The following is a 16812-nucleotide window of genomic DNA, read 5'->3' as shown; positions in this document are numbered from 1 at the left end:
TTTATCACACCACCGAACCGAAAGTTTATCGACTATAGTCGATAAACTTCTCTTTTTTGATATTTTTGTCGACTATAGTCGATAGGCTTCACGCGCCCAGTGAAACCTGACCGTTCGTGCCGGCTCTGCCCTAAAATAGAGGGCAGTATGTCTAGTTCAGATTCTTCCCGCACTCCTGCCCAGCCCCTCTCCGCTATCGCCGCTGCTATGCACGGCGCGGGCATCCGCGCATCCGAGCCCACCGAGCCCCAGACCGCCGGAAAGCGCGGTGGTAGGGGCAAGCAGGCGTCCAGCCCTCGTGAGGGGGCGGACGCACCCGCCCGCTCCCAGCGTCGCGGCCGCAGCACAGCCCCCCGGAGCAAGCAGGGCGGGAAGAAACCGAACCAGCGCCGCCCTTACACCCCGCTGATTCCCGAAAAAATCACCTACCCCGAGGCCCTGCCCGTCTCTGCCCGCAGGGACGACATCATGGCAGCTATCCGCGACAACCAGGTCACCATCGTCGCGGGTGAAACAGGCTCGGGTAAGACCACCCAGCTCCCCAAGATGCTCCTTGAACTGGGGCTGGCGGAAAAGGGCATGATTGGCCACACCCAGCCCCGCCGTCTGGCCGCCCGATCGGTCGCTGAACGCATCGCCGAAGAACTGGGGCAGACAATCGGCGAAACGGTGGGCTACCAGGTGCGCTTCACCGCAGAGGTGGGCGAAGGCTCCGCTATCAAGCTCATGACCGACGGTATTCTGCTGGCCGAAATTCAGAACGACCGACTGCTGCGCCAGTACTCGGCCATCATCATTGACGAGGCTCACGAGCGTTCCCTCAACATTGACTTTATCCTGGGCTACCTCAAGCGCATTATGCCCCAGCGCCCCGACCTGAAAATCGTCATCACCTCGGCCACCATCGACCCCGAGCGCTTTGCCCGCCACTTCTCCCCCAGCTTCGTGCCCGGTATCGGCATCGTCGACGAGACCCTCAGCCCCGAGGAAAAAGAAATCGCCGAGGCAACCCTACCCGATGATGCCCCGCCCATCATTGAGGTCTCCGGCCGCACCTACCCGGTCGAGATCCGCTACCGCCCGCTGAGCGAGCCGCGCACCGGCGACGGCGGAGAGGACGAGGCGGACGCCGGTGACGGCCTCGAGGACGACGACCGCGACCCGATTGAGGGCGTGCTTGACGCCATCCGGGAGCTTTCTGAAGAAGCCCCCGGCGACATTCTGATTTTCTTCTCGGGCGAGCGTGAAATCCGCGACGCGGCCGACGCTATCGAGGATATGGTGCGATCCACCCGCCGCCTGGCCGACTACGAGGTGCTGCCCCTCTACGCCCGCCTGTCGATGGCTGAGCAGCACAGGGTTTTCAAACCCGGTGGCCGGCCCCGCATCGTGCTGGCAACCAACGTGGCTGAAACCTCCCTGACCGTGCCCGGCATTAAGTACGTGATCGATACCGGCACCGCCCGTATCTCGCGCTACTCCGCGCGGACCAAGGTGCAGCGCCTGCCCATCGAGCGTATTTCGCAGGCCTCAGCCAATCAGCGTTCGGGTCGTTGTGGTCGTGTCTCTGACGGTATCGCTATCCGCCTCTACTCCGAAGAGGACTTCCAGGCCCGGGCCGAGTTCACCGACCCCGAGATTCTCCGCACCAATCTGGCCGCGGTCATTCTGCAGATGACCGCTATCGGCGTGGTTAAGTCCCCCGCCGATATTGAGAAGTTCCCCTTCGTTCAGCCGCCCGAAACCCGCGCTATCAACGACGGCGTCAACCTGCTGCGCGAGCTGGGGGCACTTGCTACCCCCGGCCGTGATGGGGCGGACGCCCTCCCCCGCGATAAGCGCGGGGCGCGCGGTAGAGGGGGGCGGCGTCCGTCCTCACCGCTCACTGCCGCCGGGCGCGCCATGGCGGCCCTTCCCGTTGACCCCCGCCTAGCCCGCATGATTGTGGAGGGTTCCAAGCGAGGTGTTGCCAAGGAAATCATGGTGCTGGCGGCTGCCCTGACCATTCAGGACCCCCGCGAGCGCCCGGCCGAGCACCGGGGTGAGGCAGACTCCCTGCACGCCCGCTATAAGGATGAGAAGTCGGACTTCACCTCCTTCTTGCTACTGTGGCAGTACATCAATGAGAAGCAGGCCGAGCTGTCATCGAGTCAGTTCCGCAAGATGTGCCACAGGGAGTACCTGAACTTCCTGCGTATTCGGGAGTGGCAGGATCTCTTCGCCCAGCTGCGGGACATTGGCCGGTCGGCCGGTATTACGGTTGAGGGCGGGCGCGATATTGACCCGGCTGCCAGTGAGACCGAGGTGCACAAGTCACTGCTCTCAGGTCTGCTGTCGCATATCGGTATGCAGGATGAGCAGAATCGCCACGAGTATCGAGGCGCGCGCGGTACCCGCTTCGCGATTTTCCCCGGCTCTGCCCTCTTTAAGAAGAACCCGGTCTGGCTGGTATCTGCTGAGCTGGTAGAGACGTCCCGCCTGTGGGCGCGCGTAAACGCGCAGATTGAGCCCGAGTGGGTGGAAGAGTTGGCTGGGCCCCTGCTCAAGCACTCTTATTCTGACCCTCACTGGTCTGCCCGCCAGGGTTCGGTGCTGGCCCATGAGAAGGTCACTCTCTTTGGGTTGCCCATCATTGCCGACCGGCGTATCCAGTACTGGCGGGTTGACCCGGTAGCTGCCCGCGAGATTTTCATTCAGTCTGCCCTGGTAGAGGGCGATTGGCAGACCCGCCACCGCTTCTTTGCCCGTAACCAGAAGGCTCTGGCTGAGGTTGAGGAGCTTGAGGCTCGTCTGCGCCGCCGCGACCTGCGGGTCGATGACGCTGTCCTCTTCGACTTCTACAACGCCCGCATACCCGAGCACGTTGTCTCTGAACGCCATTTTGACCGCTGGTGGAAGGAGGAACGCCGGGTCAATGAGCACCTGTTGGATTTCACCCCCGAAAACCTGATTGACGAAGAGGCCGCCGATTACGACGAGTCCCTCTTCCCCCGCACCTGGACTGCCCGCACCTCCGGCGGGGAGCTGGCCCTTGACCTGCGCTACGAGTACGCCCCCAGCGTGCAGATTGGTGGGGTGCGCTCCTCCCAGACACAGACGGACGGCATCGCGGTGCAGGTTCCGGTGCTCTTCTTAGGGCAGCTTGAACCGGCTCCTTTTGAGTGGCTGATTCCGGGTCTGCGGGAGGAACTGGTGACGGCCCTGATTAAGTCCCTGCCCAAGCAGATTCGCAAGAATTTTGTTCCGGCACCGGACGTTGCCCGCCAGGCCGTCGAGAAGCTCAACGCCGACTACTCCCCCGCTACTGACTCTCTCACCGAGGCCCTGGCCCTGGTGCTGCGCCGCCTGCGTGGGCATGTGGTCGATCCGGCCGAGTTCAACTGGGATGCGGTACCCGAGCACCTGCGCTTTACCTTCCAGGTGCGCAACCACCAGAATAAGATTCTGGGCGAGGGCAAGGATTTAGTGGAACTCCAGGGTCTTTTGCACGCCGAGATTCGCTCTGCCCTGGCAGCTTCTCTGGGCGCTAGCCCCGAGACCCTGGGCAAGATGGCGGCTCTTGCTGCAGGCGCGAAGGGGGGCAAGGACGTCGGTAGCAAGTCGGTGCCTCCTGCGGCTCCCAGCACCGCTGGTAGCGCCGTGTCCGGGGCCAAGGGGGCCCAGACGTCCGCCCCGGTGGGCCCCGGCAGCAAGGCCGTGCGGGAGGTTTCAGGTCTAACCGACTGGCCGGAGCAGGATCTCCCCCGCAAGGTCGAGCGCGTCATTGCTACCCAGACGGTGGCAGGCTACCCGGCCCTGGTTGATGAGGGGGCGTCCGTTGCTGTGCGGATCTTCCCCACCGAGGCTGAAGCTACCCGGGCCCAGCGCGGGGGTGTGATTCGCCTGCTCAAACTTAATACTCCCTCGCCCGAGCGCTACGTCTCGGAGCACCTGAACAACCGCGAAAAACTGGTCTTTACGCAAAACCCCCACGGGTCAATTGAAGCCCTCATTAGTGACTGCACGGTAGCTGCTATTGACCAGCTGGTACCCGCTACCCCGCCTTTTACCAGGGCGGAGTACACTGCCCTGTTCAATAGCGTGCGGGCTGATCTCATTGACACGGTCTTCGTGATGACCAAGCTGGTTGCCGATATCCTGTCGGAAACAGCTAAGGTGCAGAAGCTCATTAAGAAGTCCACCTCGCTTGCGGTCATTCACGCCATGAGCGACATGAAGAGCCAGCTGGAGAACCTGGTCTACCCGGGGTTTGTCACCGAGACCGGTGCGGTTCAGCTGCACCACCTGCCCCGCTACCTCAAGGCGATCTCCAAGCGCATTGAGAAGCTGGGGCCCAACGTCAACCGGGATAACCAGCTCATGCTGACCGTGCAGGAACTTGAGGACGCCTACGATAAGGCTGTGCAGTCCCTGCCAGGTGGCGTGAGCCCAACTCCCGAGCTGGAGCAGGTGGGCTGGATGATTGAAGAGCTTCGGGTGAGCTTCTTCGCCCAGGAGCTGGGCACGGCCTACACCGTCAGTGAAAAGCGGGTGGCTAAGGCCCTGCGCGAAGCCATGGAGGCTATCAAGAACGCCTAGGCCCGCCCGTCCCTTGCCCTAGGTACCATCTAAATCAGAAAAACCCACCTCGTTGGTGGGTTTTTCCGATTTTCCTGGTCATTTCTCGCTTCTAGTTGTTCTCGGGTGCATCGGGAAAGAAAATATCCTCGATCCGGCACCCGAAGACTTCAGCGAGCTGGAAGGCCAGGGGCAAGGACGGGTCGAAACGTCCTTTTTCAATTGAGATGACGGTCTGGCGTGACACTCCGAGCACGTCGGCGAGCTGCTGCTGAGAGTAGCCCCGCTCAGCGCGTAGTTCTTTGAGCTGGTTCTGCACGGGCTATGCACCCTTACGCTTGTAGACCTGGTAGCTCACAAGGAAGACCAGCATGGCCAGCACGGTGACGGACGCCAGCAGAAGGGACGGCGATACCTGCCAGTCGAAGATAGCGAAAGCCCCGGCACCCAGCCCCATCACTGCAATCATGAGGTGAAAGGTAGTTTCCGCTGCCTTTCCGTACCAGTGGTTTTCGATGCTGGATTCTGGGTTGCGGGTGGTTCCTTTAACGGTGTTTCGGTCGACCAAAACTACCCAGAAGGTGGCGGCTAACACCGGAATAAAAGCTAACGAGGCAACCGGCACCCACCACCAGGTGACCTGCTCAGAACTAATGACAATAATGCCCCAGGCCAGTAGCTGGGCCAGTGCAGTTGCACCCAGAATACTGACAAGTATCAGGGTTGCTTGGCTACCACCGAAGCGAGAACGGCCCCAGGTGCTTTGGGTCTTGTCGATGCTCATGCTATCTCCTTATGTAAAGGTTACTTTACAGTTGATGTGAAATAAACTTTACATACAGGCGCGAAGCTATGTCAAACACACTTTACTTATTTTTAGGCCGTCGGCCCCTACGCCCCAGACACTCAGCCACTACACCAGAAAAGACCATCTAAATCAGAAAAACCCACCTAGTTGGTGGGTTTTTCTGATTTAGATGGTACCTACCTGGCGGAGGGGGCTAGGAAGCTACCGAGTCGCCGTAGCCCAGCTCGGTCAGGGCTGCCCGCAGCTTTTCAGCAGCCTCATCCATGGCAGCCGCATCGGGGTTACGGTTAGCCTGCTCGAAGGTGAACTCGCTCTGGTCAACAGCGGGCCACACATGAATATGGGTATGGGGCACATCAAAACCGGCAATAATCATGCCCACGCGGGTGGGGTCAAAAGCCTTCATCAGACCCTTCGATACCTTCTGAGCCACATCAAAGAGGTGGGCAGAGAGCTCCTCGGGTAGGTCAACCCAGTGGTCAATCTCAGCCTTGGGAACCACCAGAGTGTGGCCGTACTGGAAGGGCTCGATGGTCAAGAAGGCAACTGCCTGCTCGTCCTCCCAGATAAAACGGCCGGGCAGTTCTCGGTTAATAATCTTGGTAAAAACAGTGCTCATGGGCTTACTCCTAAATCTCTACAGACTGGCCGGGGGCCAGGTACTCAAAGGTGGTGCCGTACTTCTGACCAAAGTTGGTTGCATGGCCAATAATCATGTTTCGACCGTTTTCGGCAAGCAGTGAATCATGAATCTGGAAGGCCCGCGGAGCGCGCACAGCGATAATGAAGTCAATAACCTCCTGGATCTTGTTCCAGGGAGCATGAATCGGCACCAGCAGAGTGCCCACCTCAATGCCGTGGGGCACCACAAAAGAATCCCCCGGGTGGAAGAGATTATCGTCAATCAGGTAGCCCACGTTATCGATCACCGGTAGCAGGGGGTGAATGACAGCGTGGTTGCCACCGAAGGTTTTGATAGAGAAGGATGAGAGGGTCAGCTCCCCATCAGCTTCCACCGACTTTGCAAGGGCCTCGGGCAGGGCCGCAAGAACGGTATCAATGACAGCGGCGGGGGCGTGAATGGTGACCTGCGGGTTCTCTCGCAGAAAAGCGACCACCTTGCCCTCATCGAAGTGATCGGGGTGTACGTGGGTGACCAGAATATGGTGGGCCCCGTCCAGTGCCTGCTCGACCTCGGAGAAGTTTCCGGGGTCGATCACCAGCACGGCGCCGTCCTTTTCGAGCCTGACGCAGGAGTGGGTGTATTTGGTAAGTTTCATACCTACCACCCTAGTAGCTCCCACCACAGTCAGACTAGTTGGAGCTGACGGTTTCTTTCTGCTGAACACATACGCTGTTACCTGAAAACGTTGTTTTTCGCCCCGCGCGAGGGCCGTTTCTGCCCAGGGAAACCTGGTGTACAGTAGGCACAGAGAGAGACCGATTTTAGACGAGGGAATGACCCGTGAACACCAACTCAGCGTCGTCAGCCAGCAAGCCCACCGAAATTCGCAACACTAAACAGCGCCGGGCAGTCACCGCAACCCTCGAAACCCTCGAAGACTTTATTTCTGCTCAAGACCTACACCAGCTCATGCTTTCGCGCGGCGATAAGGTGTCGTTGGCAACCACCTATCGTCTCTTGCAGTCCATGGTGGGCACCGGTGAGGTAGAGGCCCTCAAGACCGAGGACGGCGAAGCTATCTACCGCCGCTGCGACTCTGAGCACCACCACCATCACCTGCTCTGCCGTATCTGTGGGGCTGCCCGGGAATTTGAGATTCCCGAGCTTGAAGAGCTAGCCCTGGCGATTGCGGCAAAGAACGGCTACACCGAGGTCAAGCACGTCATTGAGATTACCGGGGTCTGCTCTAACTGCTCTGCCCACCAGCGAGGCTAGGCGCTGCTGCGGCTTCAGATGAGCGGACGCGCCCCGAGGCTGAGTAGCGCTGGCGGACGGCTCGTACCAGGCGGCAGACCACGAAGATGAGGAAGGACAGGGTGGTCACGTAGGGGCTGATCGGCAGGGAGCCTGCCAGGGCCAGAAGAATACCGCCCACCATGGCTGTTTCTGCAAAGAGCACTGAAAGAATTAGGGCGCGCAGGGGTGAGGCTGTGATTTGTAGGGCTGCCGCTGCCGGGGTAATCAGTAGGGCAAGAACCAGCAGGGAGCCCACCACCTGCACCGATAGGGCGGTGGCAATACCCAGCACAATCATGAAAGCAATGGAAAGAGCCTTCAGCGGTACCCCCTTGGCTGAGGCAACCACCGGGTCAAGCGAGGCGAACATGAGCGGCCGCCACATGATGGCCAGGGCCGCAATAATCACTACCCCGCCGATAACCATAGAGGTCAGTTGAGCAGAGTCAACTGAAACAATCTGACCGGTCAGCAGCGAGAATTTGTTAGCTGCCCTGCCCGAGTAGAGGGAGAGGAAGAGGATTCCCAGCCCCAGCCCAAAGGGCATCAGGGCACCGATGATCGAATCGTTTTCGTGGGCCCGAGCGCCCATCAGGGCAATCAATAGGGCAGAGATAATGGAGCCCACCAGGGAACCGGTGACCACGTTATAGCCCAGGAGCAGGAAGAGGGCGGCCCCGGCAAAAGACATCTCGGCGATGGCGTGCACCGCAAAAGCGTGACGGCGGAGCATCACAAAGAGCCCTACAAAGCCACCGATCACACCCAAGATTGCCCCGGCGATAATGGACTGGCTCAGCAGGGCCACCAGCTCACCGTAGCGGTCAAAGACAAAGACCTTGCCCATAAAGTCCGCAAAAGTCATCGGTTATCTACCCCTTTCACGGGTGCAAGTAGCTGGGGGTGGTCGGTTTCCAGGGCGCAGTGGTGCTCCCCGTGCTCGCCGCCCACCACCACGTAGCGGCCGTTGGTCTGTATCACCGATACCGGAGTCTGGTAGAGGTCGGTAAGCACCTCACTCCGCATGACCTGCTCCACCGACCCCACGGTGAAGCGTCCGCCCGCGAGGTAGAGCAGGCGGTCTACATGGTCGATAATGGGGTTGATTTCGTGGGTCACGAAAACGACCGTAGCCCCGTGCTCCCGGTTGTAGCGGTGAATCAGGTCAGAGACGGCGTACTGGTGGTTGAGGTCCAAAGAAAGCAGGGCCTCATCTGCCAGGATAATCTTGGGGTCATTGGCAAGGGCCTGGGCGATACGCAGGCGCTGCTGCTCGCCGCCCGATAGAAGCCCCACCGGCACATTAGCGTAGTCGCTGGCACCAACCGCATCGAGCAGGGAATCAACCTTCTCCCGGTAGGCCCGGTTCTTCACGCGGAAGCCCCAGCGGTGGCCGTCCACCCCCAGTCCCACAAAATCGCGGGCCCGCAGGGGCATCTCGGTACCAATTGCCTTCTGCTGGGGAATGTAGCCGACGCCGGGGTTCCCTAGGCGGGCAGGGGCACCCAGAACCGAAATTTTGCCGGCGCTCAGCTGGGTCAGACCCAAAATGACCTTGATAAAGGTCGATTTGCCCGAGCCGTTGGGCCCCAGGACGGCAAAATATTCGCCCTGTTCCACGGTGAGGTTGAGGTCCTGCCACAGGGTACGGTGGCCAAAGGAAAGCCCGCCCCCGGTCACCGTAAGGGCGGGGGCGAGCTGGGTAGAAGAGTGAGCCATAGGCTTTATGCTACTGCCTTTTCTAGGTTGTCGATGTTCTGGGTCATCCAGTCCATGTAGCCGGTGTTCTCGGGCAGGGTCTCGGTGAAGGAGACGCTGGCAACTCCGGCTTCCTGGGCGAAGGTATAGATTTCGGTGGTCTGGGCGGTCTGGGTTTGCTCGTTGAAGGCCAGCAGGTCGATACTACCGCCGGTGAGGGCGTCCTTGGCTTCCTGCAGGGTCAGGGGGGCGATGTCGCTTTCGCTATCGACCGCTGCGGTCAAATCTGCCGGGGTGGAGTCGGTGAAACCGGCGTCCTCCAGCATGTAGCCCGAGACCGGCTCGGTTGCCAGGTAGGTACGTTCTTCGGTGTCGATAGCCTTGAGACGGTCAAGTAGCTGGTCAGCGTCGGTGGAGAAGGTTGCAGCGGCGCTGGTGTAGGCGTCCGCGTTGGCGGGGTCGAGCTCAGCCAGGTCGGCTGCCACCTGATTAGCTACCTTCTTCATGGTGTCCAGGTCGTACCAGACGTGCTCGTTGTAGGAGTGCACGTGGTCAGAGTGGTCTTCACCGGTGGTGCTGTGCTCTTCTGCCATGTGGGCCAGGTCGTCGGCGCTAAAGAGGCCCGAGAGTTCTACCGCGTTCACCACAATCTGGTCGGGGTTATCGGTGCCGGCCATTTCGGTGAGGAAGGTATCGTAGCCGCCGCCGTTGACGACAACCAGGTCAGCGTCTTTCACGGTCAGGCGGTCCTGGCTGGTGGCTTCGTAGGAGTGGGGGTCCACAGCGGTTGAGGCGATGAGCGGGGTGACCTCTACTTTATCGCCGCCGACTGCCGCCACCACATCGGCATAGACGTCGGTGGTGGTGACGACCTGCAGGGTTCCGTCGTTTGAGGACGAGGACGCGCTCGTCCCGCTTGACCCGCAAGCAGAGAGGGCCAGCGCCGATATGGCAAGCAGTGAGACGGTGGGGAAAATCTTTCGCATGGCGCTGTCCTTTGGTACGCAGTAAGGGATAGGGCTTCTGCCAGCCTACTCCTTTCTGCGAACGGTTCGCAAATAAAAAGTACGTACACCGCATCACACCCGCGCCCCGCTAGGAATATAAGGACGCCCGTCCTACCTTCCCTGCCACGGGGCAGGAAAGGCGAGGCGGGCGTCCGCGCACCGGCAGAAACCGGTAGCTAGCTAGAGGAAACTAGTCGGCGCTGTGCTTTGAAGCGGCCTCCTCGCGGCGGCGTACGTGCTCCTGGGTGGTGTCCTTAATTTCACCGACCAGTTCTTCGAGGATGTCTTCCAAGAAGAGCACGCCAACACTCTGCCCTTGGGCGTCAACCACGTGGGAGACATGGGCCCGATTGCGCTGCATGGTGGCAAGAGCCTCATCAATTTCGGTTTCGGGCTTGACGATCGACATCTGACGTAGCTTAGACCAGGCAATGGGCTGGTCCATGCGGTCAGCTTCGTAGACCAGGGCGTCCTTGATGTGCAGGTAGCCCATGTAGGTGCCGTCTTGCTCGTCCTTCATCACGAAGCGGGAGTAGCCGGTGTGGGCAACAGCCCGTTCCAGCTCAGCGGGTGTACAGGGGAAGTTCATGGTAACCAGCTGGTCACCGGGCACCATAATCTCAGCAACGGTCTTCGAGCTGAATTCCAGGGCGCCAGACAGCACGCCGGAGCCGTCGTCCACGGTTCCCTCTGCGGTTGATTGAGCCACAATGCTTTGAAGCTCATCAAGGGTGAAGGTTGAGGCAACCTCGGCCTTAGGTTCCACCTTCATCAGGCGCAGGGTATGGTCAGCAATCCAGTTGAGGAAGCCCACCAGGGGCTTGAGCACCCGCGAGACCGTGACCAGGGGCGGGGCAATCCACAGGGCAACGCCCTGGGCAGCCAGCGATACCGCCATATTCTTGGGCACCATCTCGCCGAAGATAACGTGGAGGTAGGTCACCAGGATCAGCGCGAATGCAAAGCCTACAGCGCTAGCCACCTCGTAAGGGATGCCCCAGCTTTCCAGGGGTGCAGACACTAGGTGGTGCAGGGCGGGCTCTGAAACATTCAGAATCAGCAGGGAGCAGACGGTAATACCCAGCTGGCAGGTAGCCAGCATGAGCGAGACGTTCTCCAGCGCATAAAGTACGGTGACCGCGCGCTTATTACCGGTCTCAGCCAGCGGCTCAATCTGGGAGCGGCGGGTCGACATAATGGCGAACTCACCGGCCACGAAAAAGGCATTACCGGCAAGGAGCACAAAGAGCAGGGCAATAGCTACCCAGTCGTTCATCGGGCCCCCTCCTTTCGAGCGGCGAGGTCATCTGTGGTGAGGGCTTCGGGAATAAAGCGGATGCGGTCAACCCGGCGCTGTTCCATCTTTTCTACGCGCAGGCGTCCGCCCTCAACGGGCACCACGTCGCCGGTTTCGGGAACTCGGCCCAGGTGGTCCATCATGAAGCCGCCCATGGTTTCGTAGGCGGGGTCATCATCCACATCGAGGGTACCGATGTAGTCCTTGACCTCGTCGGGGCGGAGCAGGCCCGAGAAGATGTAGTCGCCGTTGCCCACGCGCAGGGGGCGTTCGTCGAAGGAGTTGGTGTCGTGTTCGTCGGAGACTTCACCGACGATTTCTTCAACCAGGTCTTCAAGGGTGGTGATGCCGGCCGTGCCGCCGTATTCGTCGAGCACTACGGCAAGCTGTAGGGCGCCCTCTCGTAGCTGCATGAGCAGGGAGTCCAGGTGCACAGTTTCGGGCACCTGCAGCACGTCCTCCATGAGCGTTCCGGCTTCCAGTGTGTCGCGCTTATCGAGGGGAAGGCCCACAGCTTTCTTCACGTGCACAACCCCCACGATGTTGTCCTGGTCTTCCCGGTAGAGGGGGAAGCGGGAGTAGCCGGTGGTACGGGCCAGCTCGATGACATCGCTAACAGGAGCGGTATCTTCGAGCATGATGACCTTGCGGCGCGGGGTCATGACGTCGGCTGCGGTTAGCTCAGCGAAGGAGAGGGTCTTATCAACAAAGCGAGCAGTATCGGAGTCCAGGGTGCCCAGGTCGGCTGAGCGACGCACCATTGAAGAAAGCTCTTCGGGCGAACGGGCAGCAGACAGCTCTTCCTTAGCTTCCATGCCGAAGCGGTGCAGAACCCAGTTGGCAGAGCCGTTGGCGGTACGCACAATCGGCCCCATGACCTTGGTAAAGAGCAACTGACCAGGAGCCAGGACGCGAGCCACCCGGTAGGGTTCGGCGATTGCCAGGTTTTTAGGAACTAGCTCACCGATAATCATGGAGAGCAGGGTGGCTATACCCATGGAGAAAATAAGGGTAAGGGCGGAGGCAAGTGAGGGAGCCAGCCCCCAGGAGGCGATAGTGTCGCCGGCCAACGCATTGATGCCGCTATCGAGGGTGTAGCCTGTCAGCAGGGTGGTGATAGTGATACCCAGCTGACAACTGGAGAGCTGGGTTGAGAGGGACTTGAGGCAGGCAAGCACCCGTTCGCCTGCGGCGTCTCCCCTATCAATTTCTTGCTGGACCTTGGACTGATCAAGGGCTACCAGCGAAAATTCTACGGACACGAAGAAGCCGGTACCCAGAATCAGGGCAAAACCGATGAGAAGCAGGAGCCATTCCATGGTTTAGGCTCTCACCGCCTGCTGGGCTAGGTGCGTCTGTTCTAGGGTACGGACGCCCGTGGTCTGGTGTAGGGGTTCTATGCGCCTAGGCGCTCGTGAGGGCTGCGAGCTTGCACAGCAACTAGAAGGGTCTTCCATAGTGGTCAATTCTAGCGAATCTCTAGCGGTTTACTCAGTGGGCCCCCTTTCACCACCTGCGAAACGTGAGCCCATTTATACCGGACAGCACGTACGTGAGATGTCATAGAAAGTAGTGCGTTGGACGAACCCCCAAAACACTTCTAAACTAGACAAAGATATGCGGTACATCACGCGCCCAACGTAGTGTGCGATGCCCGCCCACCTCGTGCCAAAAGCGGTTTTGGCACTCAGCAATCACAAGAGATGGAAGAGGCGTAAGAGAAGTGCCAAACCAGCCAGAACATACGGTTCCCGAAGAGTTCGCGGGTAACGAGTGGCTCGTCGAAGAGCTCTTTGAAAAGTACGAGCAGGACCGCAATTCAGTCGACGAGACATGGTGGCCCCTATTTGACCAGTGGGCAGGCACAACCGGGAGCGCACCTAGCACCCAGCAGGCAAAGGAGCCTGCTGCGGCGTCCGCCCCGACCAGTGAAGTCCCCTCCAAGGCGCCAGTTCCCTCTACCCCCAAGACCCCTGCTCCAGAAGCTGACCCCAAGTCCGCTCCGAAGGCAGCACCCAAGGCAAGCAACCCCTCAGCGACCAAGCCCGCTACCCCGAAGGAAGAACCCGTGAGCGACGCTCCCCAAGAAGACCAGATTGTCACCCTGCGCGGCCCCGCCAAGGCGGTTGCCACCAACATGGATGAGTCACTGAGCGTACCCACTGCAACCACCGTCCGCGCCATTCCCGCCAAGTTGCTGATCGATAACCGCACCGAGATCAACAGCTACCTGGCACGCACCCGAGGCGGCAAGGTCTCCTTCACCCATATCATCGGCTACGCCATTATCCGTGCCCTTGCTGCTTTCCCCTCCATGAACGTCAGCTACGGTGAGGACGCCAAGGGCAAGCCCGCCGCTATCCAGCACGCCCACGTCAACTTTGGCCTGGCCATTGACCTACCCCGCCCCGATGGTTCTCGCAACCTGGTTGTGCCCAACATCAAGGGCGCAGAGAAGCTTTCCTTCTCAGAGTTCTGGGAAGCCTACAACGACATCGTCAAGCGCGGACGCGAGGGCAAGCTCGGCGTTGAAGACTTCGCCGGCACCACCGTATCGCTCACCAATCCCGGCGGTATTGGCACCGTCCACTCCGTCCCCCGTCTCTCTAAGGGCCAGGCGGCCATTATCGGCGCCGGCGCCCTGGATTACCCTGCCGAGTACCGCGGCACCTCAGAAAAGGTCATCGCCCGCAACGGCGTCTCCAAGATTCTGACCCTGACCTCGACCTACGATCACCGAGTTATCCAGGGCGCAGGCTCCGGCGAGTTCCTCAAGATTGTGGAGCACTACCTGCTCGGTGGCGATGGCTTCTACGACCAGATCTTCGAAGACCTGCGCATCCCCTTTGAGCCCGTCCGTTGGGCCCGCGACAACCAGGTCAACCCCGAAGCCGAAATTTCCAAGGTTGCCCGTATCCAGCAGCTCATTCACGCCTTCCGTGTACGCGGCCACCTAGTAGCCCAGACCAACCCCATCGGCTACCAGATGCTCTCCCACCCCGATCTACGCCTGGAAAACTACGGCTTGACCCTCTGGGACCTTGACCGTTACTGGCCCACCGGCGGTTTTGGCGAAAAAGAATCCCTGCCCCTGCGCACCATTCTTGAGCTTTTGCGCGAGGCCTACACCCGCACCCTGGGTGTCGAGTACATGCACATCGAGAATCCCGAAGAGCGCCAGTGGTTCCAGGATCGTTTGGAGCACGGCTACACCAAGCCCTCCCGTGACGAGCAGTTCCGTGTGCTGGGCACCCTGAACGCCGCTGAAGCTTTCGAAACCTTCCTGCAGACCAAGTATCTGGGTCAGAAGCGCTTCTCGCTGGAGGGCGGCGAATCCCTGATTCCTCTGCTTGACTCGGTGATTTCTGAAGCAGCAGACGCTGGCCTGAATGGGGTCGGTATCGGTATGGCCCACCGCGGTCGTCTCAACGTGCTGACCAATATTGCAGGTAAGTCCTACGCCCAGATCTTCCGTGAGTTCGAGGGTCAGATGGATCCCCGCCTGACCGGTGGCTCCGGCGACGTCAAGTACCACCTGGGCACAGAGGGAGTCTTTACCTCCCACAACGGCAACCAGACCCAGGTCTACCTGGCCGCTAACCCCTCCCATCTGGAAGCCGTCAACACCGTGCTTGAGGGTATCGTCCGCGCTAAGCAGGACACCCTGGCTGAACAGGGCATCGGCAACTACCCCGTACTGCCGATCCTGGTTCACGGCGACGCAGCCTTCGCTGGCCAGGGCATCGTGCTAGAAACCCTGCAGATGTCCAAGCTTGAGGGCTACACCACCGGCGGTACCGTACACATCGTGGTCAACAACCAGGTGGGCTTCACCACCACCCCGCGCGATGGTCGCACCGCAACCTACTCCACTGACATCGCCCGCATGATTCAAGCTCCCGTGCTGCACGTGAATGCCGATGATCCCGAGGCCGTCGTCCGCGCAGGCTCCATCGCCTTCGCCTACCGCCAGGCCTTCAACAAGGACGTCGTCATTGACCTGGTCTGCTACCGCCGCCGCGGTCACAACGAAGCAGACGATCCCTCGATGACCCAGCCCAAGATGTACCAGCAGATTGAGGAACTGCCCTCAACCCGCAAGATTTACACCGAAGCCCTGGTCGGCCGCGGCGACATCTCCCAGGACGAGGCCGAGCGTGCTCTGAAGGACTACCAGTCCCGCCTGGAGCAGATTTTCACCGAGACCCACGAGGCCCAGTCGTCCTCCGCTCCCCTAGTCACCGCAGATGCTGCCGCTGTTTCTAACATCGAGCGCCCTGCTGCACAGCAGAATGAGGATTCCGTTCACGTTGCCGGCGAGACCGCTATCTCTGCTGAGACCCTGGCTCAGATTGGCCAGGCCTTCGGCAAAATTCCCGAGGGTTTCACCGTGCACAAGAAGCTCAAGAAGCTGCTTGAACAGCGCGTCAAGATGTCAACCGAGGGCAACATCAACTGGGGCTTCGGCGAGCTTGCTGCCTTCGCCTCCCTCCTGCTGGAAGGCCGCGATGTGCGCCTGACCGGTCAGGACGTCCAGCGCGGCACCTTCGTCCAGCGCCACTCCGTGCTCCACGACTCTCTGACCGACGAAGAGTGGAACCCCCTGGCTAACCTCTCAGAAACCCAGGGTAAGTACTCCATCTACAACTCCCTGCTCTCCGAGTACGGCGTCATGGGCTTCGAGTACGGCTACTCCGTAGAGCGCCCGGACTCCCTGGTGCTCTGGGAGGCCCAGTTCGGCGACTTCGCCAACGGCGCCCAGACCATCGTTGATGAGTTCATCTCGTCAGCAGAGCAGAAGTGGGCCCAGCGTTCCTCACTGGTGCTGCTGCTCCCCCACGGTTTTGAGGGTCAGGGCCCTGACCACTCATCAGCCCGTATGGAGCGTTACCTGCAGCTGTGCGCCGAGAACAACATGACCGTTGCTGTTCCCTCGACCCCGGCTAACCACTTCCACCTGCTGCGCCGCCAGGCCCACTCCCGCCCGCACAAGCCGCTGATCGTTATCACCCCCAAGCAGCTGCTGCGCCTCAAGGCTGCTGCCTCATCGGTTGAAGACTTCACCAGCGGTAGCTTCAAGCCCGTCATCGAGGACCAGGGTAACCTGAACCCCGCTGACGTGACCCGCCTGGTCTTCGTCTCGGGCCGTCTCTACTACGACCTGGAAGCAGAGCGCGCCAAGCGCGGCGATAAGAGCACCGCAATTGTGCGAGTCGAGCAGCTCTACCCCCTGCCGTCCGCAGAGATCAAGGAGCAGATTGCTGCCTACCCCAATGCGGAACTGGTCTGGGCCCAGGACGAACCTGCTAACCAGGGCCAGTGGCCCTTCATGGCGGTTAACCTGCTCCCCCAGATTGACTACCGCATGAAGCTGATTTCCCGCCCGGCAGCCGCTTCCCCCGCAGCCGGTACCGGTAAGCGTCACCAGCGCGAGCTCGATAACCTCATCTCCGAGGTATTCGACCGCTAAGCTAGGGCTTTGCCCAGCTCTTGTGCCCGGGTCTTGATCTTCAAGACCCGGGCA

The 16812-nt window shown here is 60.3% G+C and carries 12 protein-coding genes; 3 read left to right on the top strand and 9 right to left on the bottom strand.

Translation table 11 applies throughout. The features are described 5' to 3' along the window. Window positions 1-147: 147 nt before the first annotated feature. Window positions 148-4578 (top strand): ATP-dependent RNA helicase HrpA, encoded by a 4431-nt coding sequence (gene hrpA / locus L7A20_RS09125; protein ID WP_237223162.1) that lies wholly within the window; start codon window positions 148-150, stop codon window positions 4576-4578. A gap of 91 nt (window positions 4579-4669) precedes the next feature. Here the strand turns inward: hrpA and L7A20_RS09120 are convergent, their stop codons facing one another. From L7A20_RS09120 to L7A20_RS09105, 4 genes are all read right to left on the bottom strand, one after another. Continuing rightward, the gene (locus L7A20_RS09120) at window positions 4670-4876 is read right to left on the bottom strand and encodes a helix-turn-helix transcriptional regulator (RefSeq protein ID WP_237206337.1); all 207 of its coding nucleotides are present in this window, start codon (window positions 4874-4876) and stop codon (window positions 4670-4672) included. Between the two features lie 3 nt (window positions 4877-4879). Then, window positions 4880-5341 carry a hypothetical protein gene (locus tag L7A20_RS09115; protein WP_237206336.1) on the bottom strand — a complete coding sequence of 154 codons (462 nt, stop codon included), beginning with the start codon at window positions 5339-5341 and terminating at the stop codon, window positions 4880-4882. A 217-nt stretch (window positions 5342-5558) separates the two neighbouring features. Further along, complete coding sequence (locus tag L7A20_RS09110) at window positions 5559-5984, bottom strand: HIT family protein (protein ID WP_185174443.1); 426 nt, start codon at window positions 5982-5984, stop codon at window positions 5559-5561. 10 nt (window positions 5985-5994) lie between these two features. Beyond that, window positions 5995-6645, bottom strand: coding sequence for an MBL fold metallo-hydrolase (locus tag L7A20_RS09105; protein ID WP_237223161.1), 651 nt, complete (start codon window positions 6643-6645; stop codon window positions 5995-5997). 185 nt (window positions 6646-6830) lie between these two features. Between L7A20_RS09105 and L7A20_RS09100 the strand changes: the two genes are divergently transcribed. Next, window positions 6831-7265, top strand: coding sequence for a Fur family transcriptional regulator (locus L7A20_RS09100; RefSeq protein ID WP_237223160.1), 435 nt, complete (start codon window positions 6831-6833; stop codon window positions 7263-7265). On the opposite strand, the gene L7A20_RS09095 is transcribed toward L7A20_RS09100, so the two are convergent. From L7A20_RS09095 to L7A20_RS09075, 5 genes are all read right to left on the bottom strand, one after another. Beyond that, window positions 7237-8151 (bottom strand): metal ABC transporter permease, encoded by a 915-nt coding sequence (locus L7A20_RS09095; RefSeq protein ID WP_237223159.1) that lies wholly within the window; start codon window positions 8149-8151, stop codon window positions 7237-7239. The genes L7A20_RS09100 and L7A20_RS09095 overlap by 29 nt on opposite strands. Then, window positions 8148-9005, bottom strand: a complete 858-nt coding sequence (locus tag L7A20_RS09090) for a metal ABC transporter ATP-binding protein (RefSeq protein WP_237199485.1) — start codon at window positions 9003-9005, stop codon at window positions 8148-8150. The genes L7A20_RS09095 and L7A20_RS09090 overlap by 4 nt, the downstream gene beginning before the upstream one ends. 5 nt (window positions 9006-9010) lie before the next feature. Then, the gene (locus L7A20_RS09085; RefSeq protein ID WP_237209854.1) at window positions 9011-9970 is read right to left on the bottom strand and encodes a metal ABC transporter solute-binding protein, Zn/Mn family; all 960 of its coding nucleotides are present in this window, start codon (window positions 9968-9970) and stop codon (window positions 9011-9013) included. Between the two features lie 211 nt (window positions 9971-10181). After that, window positions 10182-11267 (bottom strand): hemolysin family protein, encoded by a 1086-nt coding sequence (locus tag L7A20_RS09080; RefSeq protein ID WP_237223158.1) that lies wholly within the window; start codon window positions 11265-11267, stop codon window positions 10182-10184. Then, the gene (locus tag L7A20_RS09075) at window positions 11264-12607 is read right to left on the bottom strand and encodes a hemolysin family protein (protein WP_237223157.1); all 1344 of its coding nucleotides are present in this window, start codon (window positions 12605-12607) and stop codon (window positions 11264-11266) included. The genes L7A20_RS09080 and L7A20_RS09075 overlap by 4 nt, the downstream gene beginning before the upstream one ends. A gap of 404 nt (window positions 12608-13011) precedes the next feature. Here L7A20_RS09075 and L7A20_RS09070 point away from each other — a divergent pair, with 404 nt between their 5' ends. Then, complete coding sequence (locus tag L7A20_RS09070; protein WP_237223156.1) at window positions 13012-16758, top strand: multifunctional oxoglutarate decarboxylase/oxoglutarate dehydrogenase thiamine pyrophosphate-binding subunit/dihydrolipoyllysine-residue succinyltransferase subunit; 3747 nt, start codon at window positions 13012-13014, stop codon at window positions 16756-16758. The last annotated feature ends 54 nt before the right edge of the window (window positions 16759-16812 follow it).

The organism is Rothia nasimurium (genome assembly GCF_928381415.1).
Classification (GTDB): domain Bacteria; phylum Actinomycetota; class Actinomycetes; order Actinomycetales; family Micrococcaceae; genus Rothia; species Rothia nasimurium_H.
This window is presented reverse-complemented; position numbering and strand designations above follow the sequence as displayed.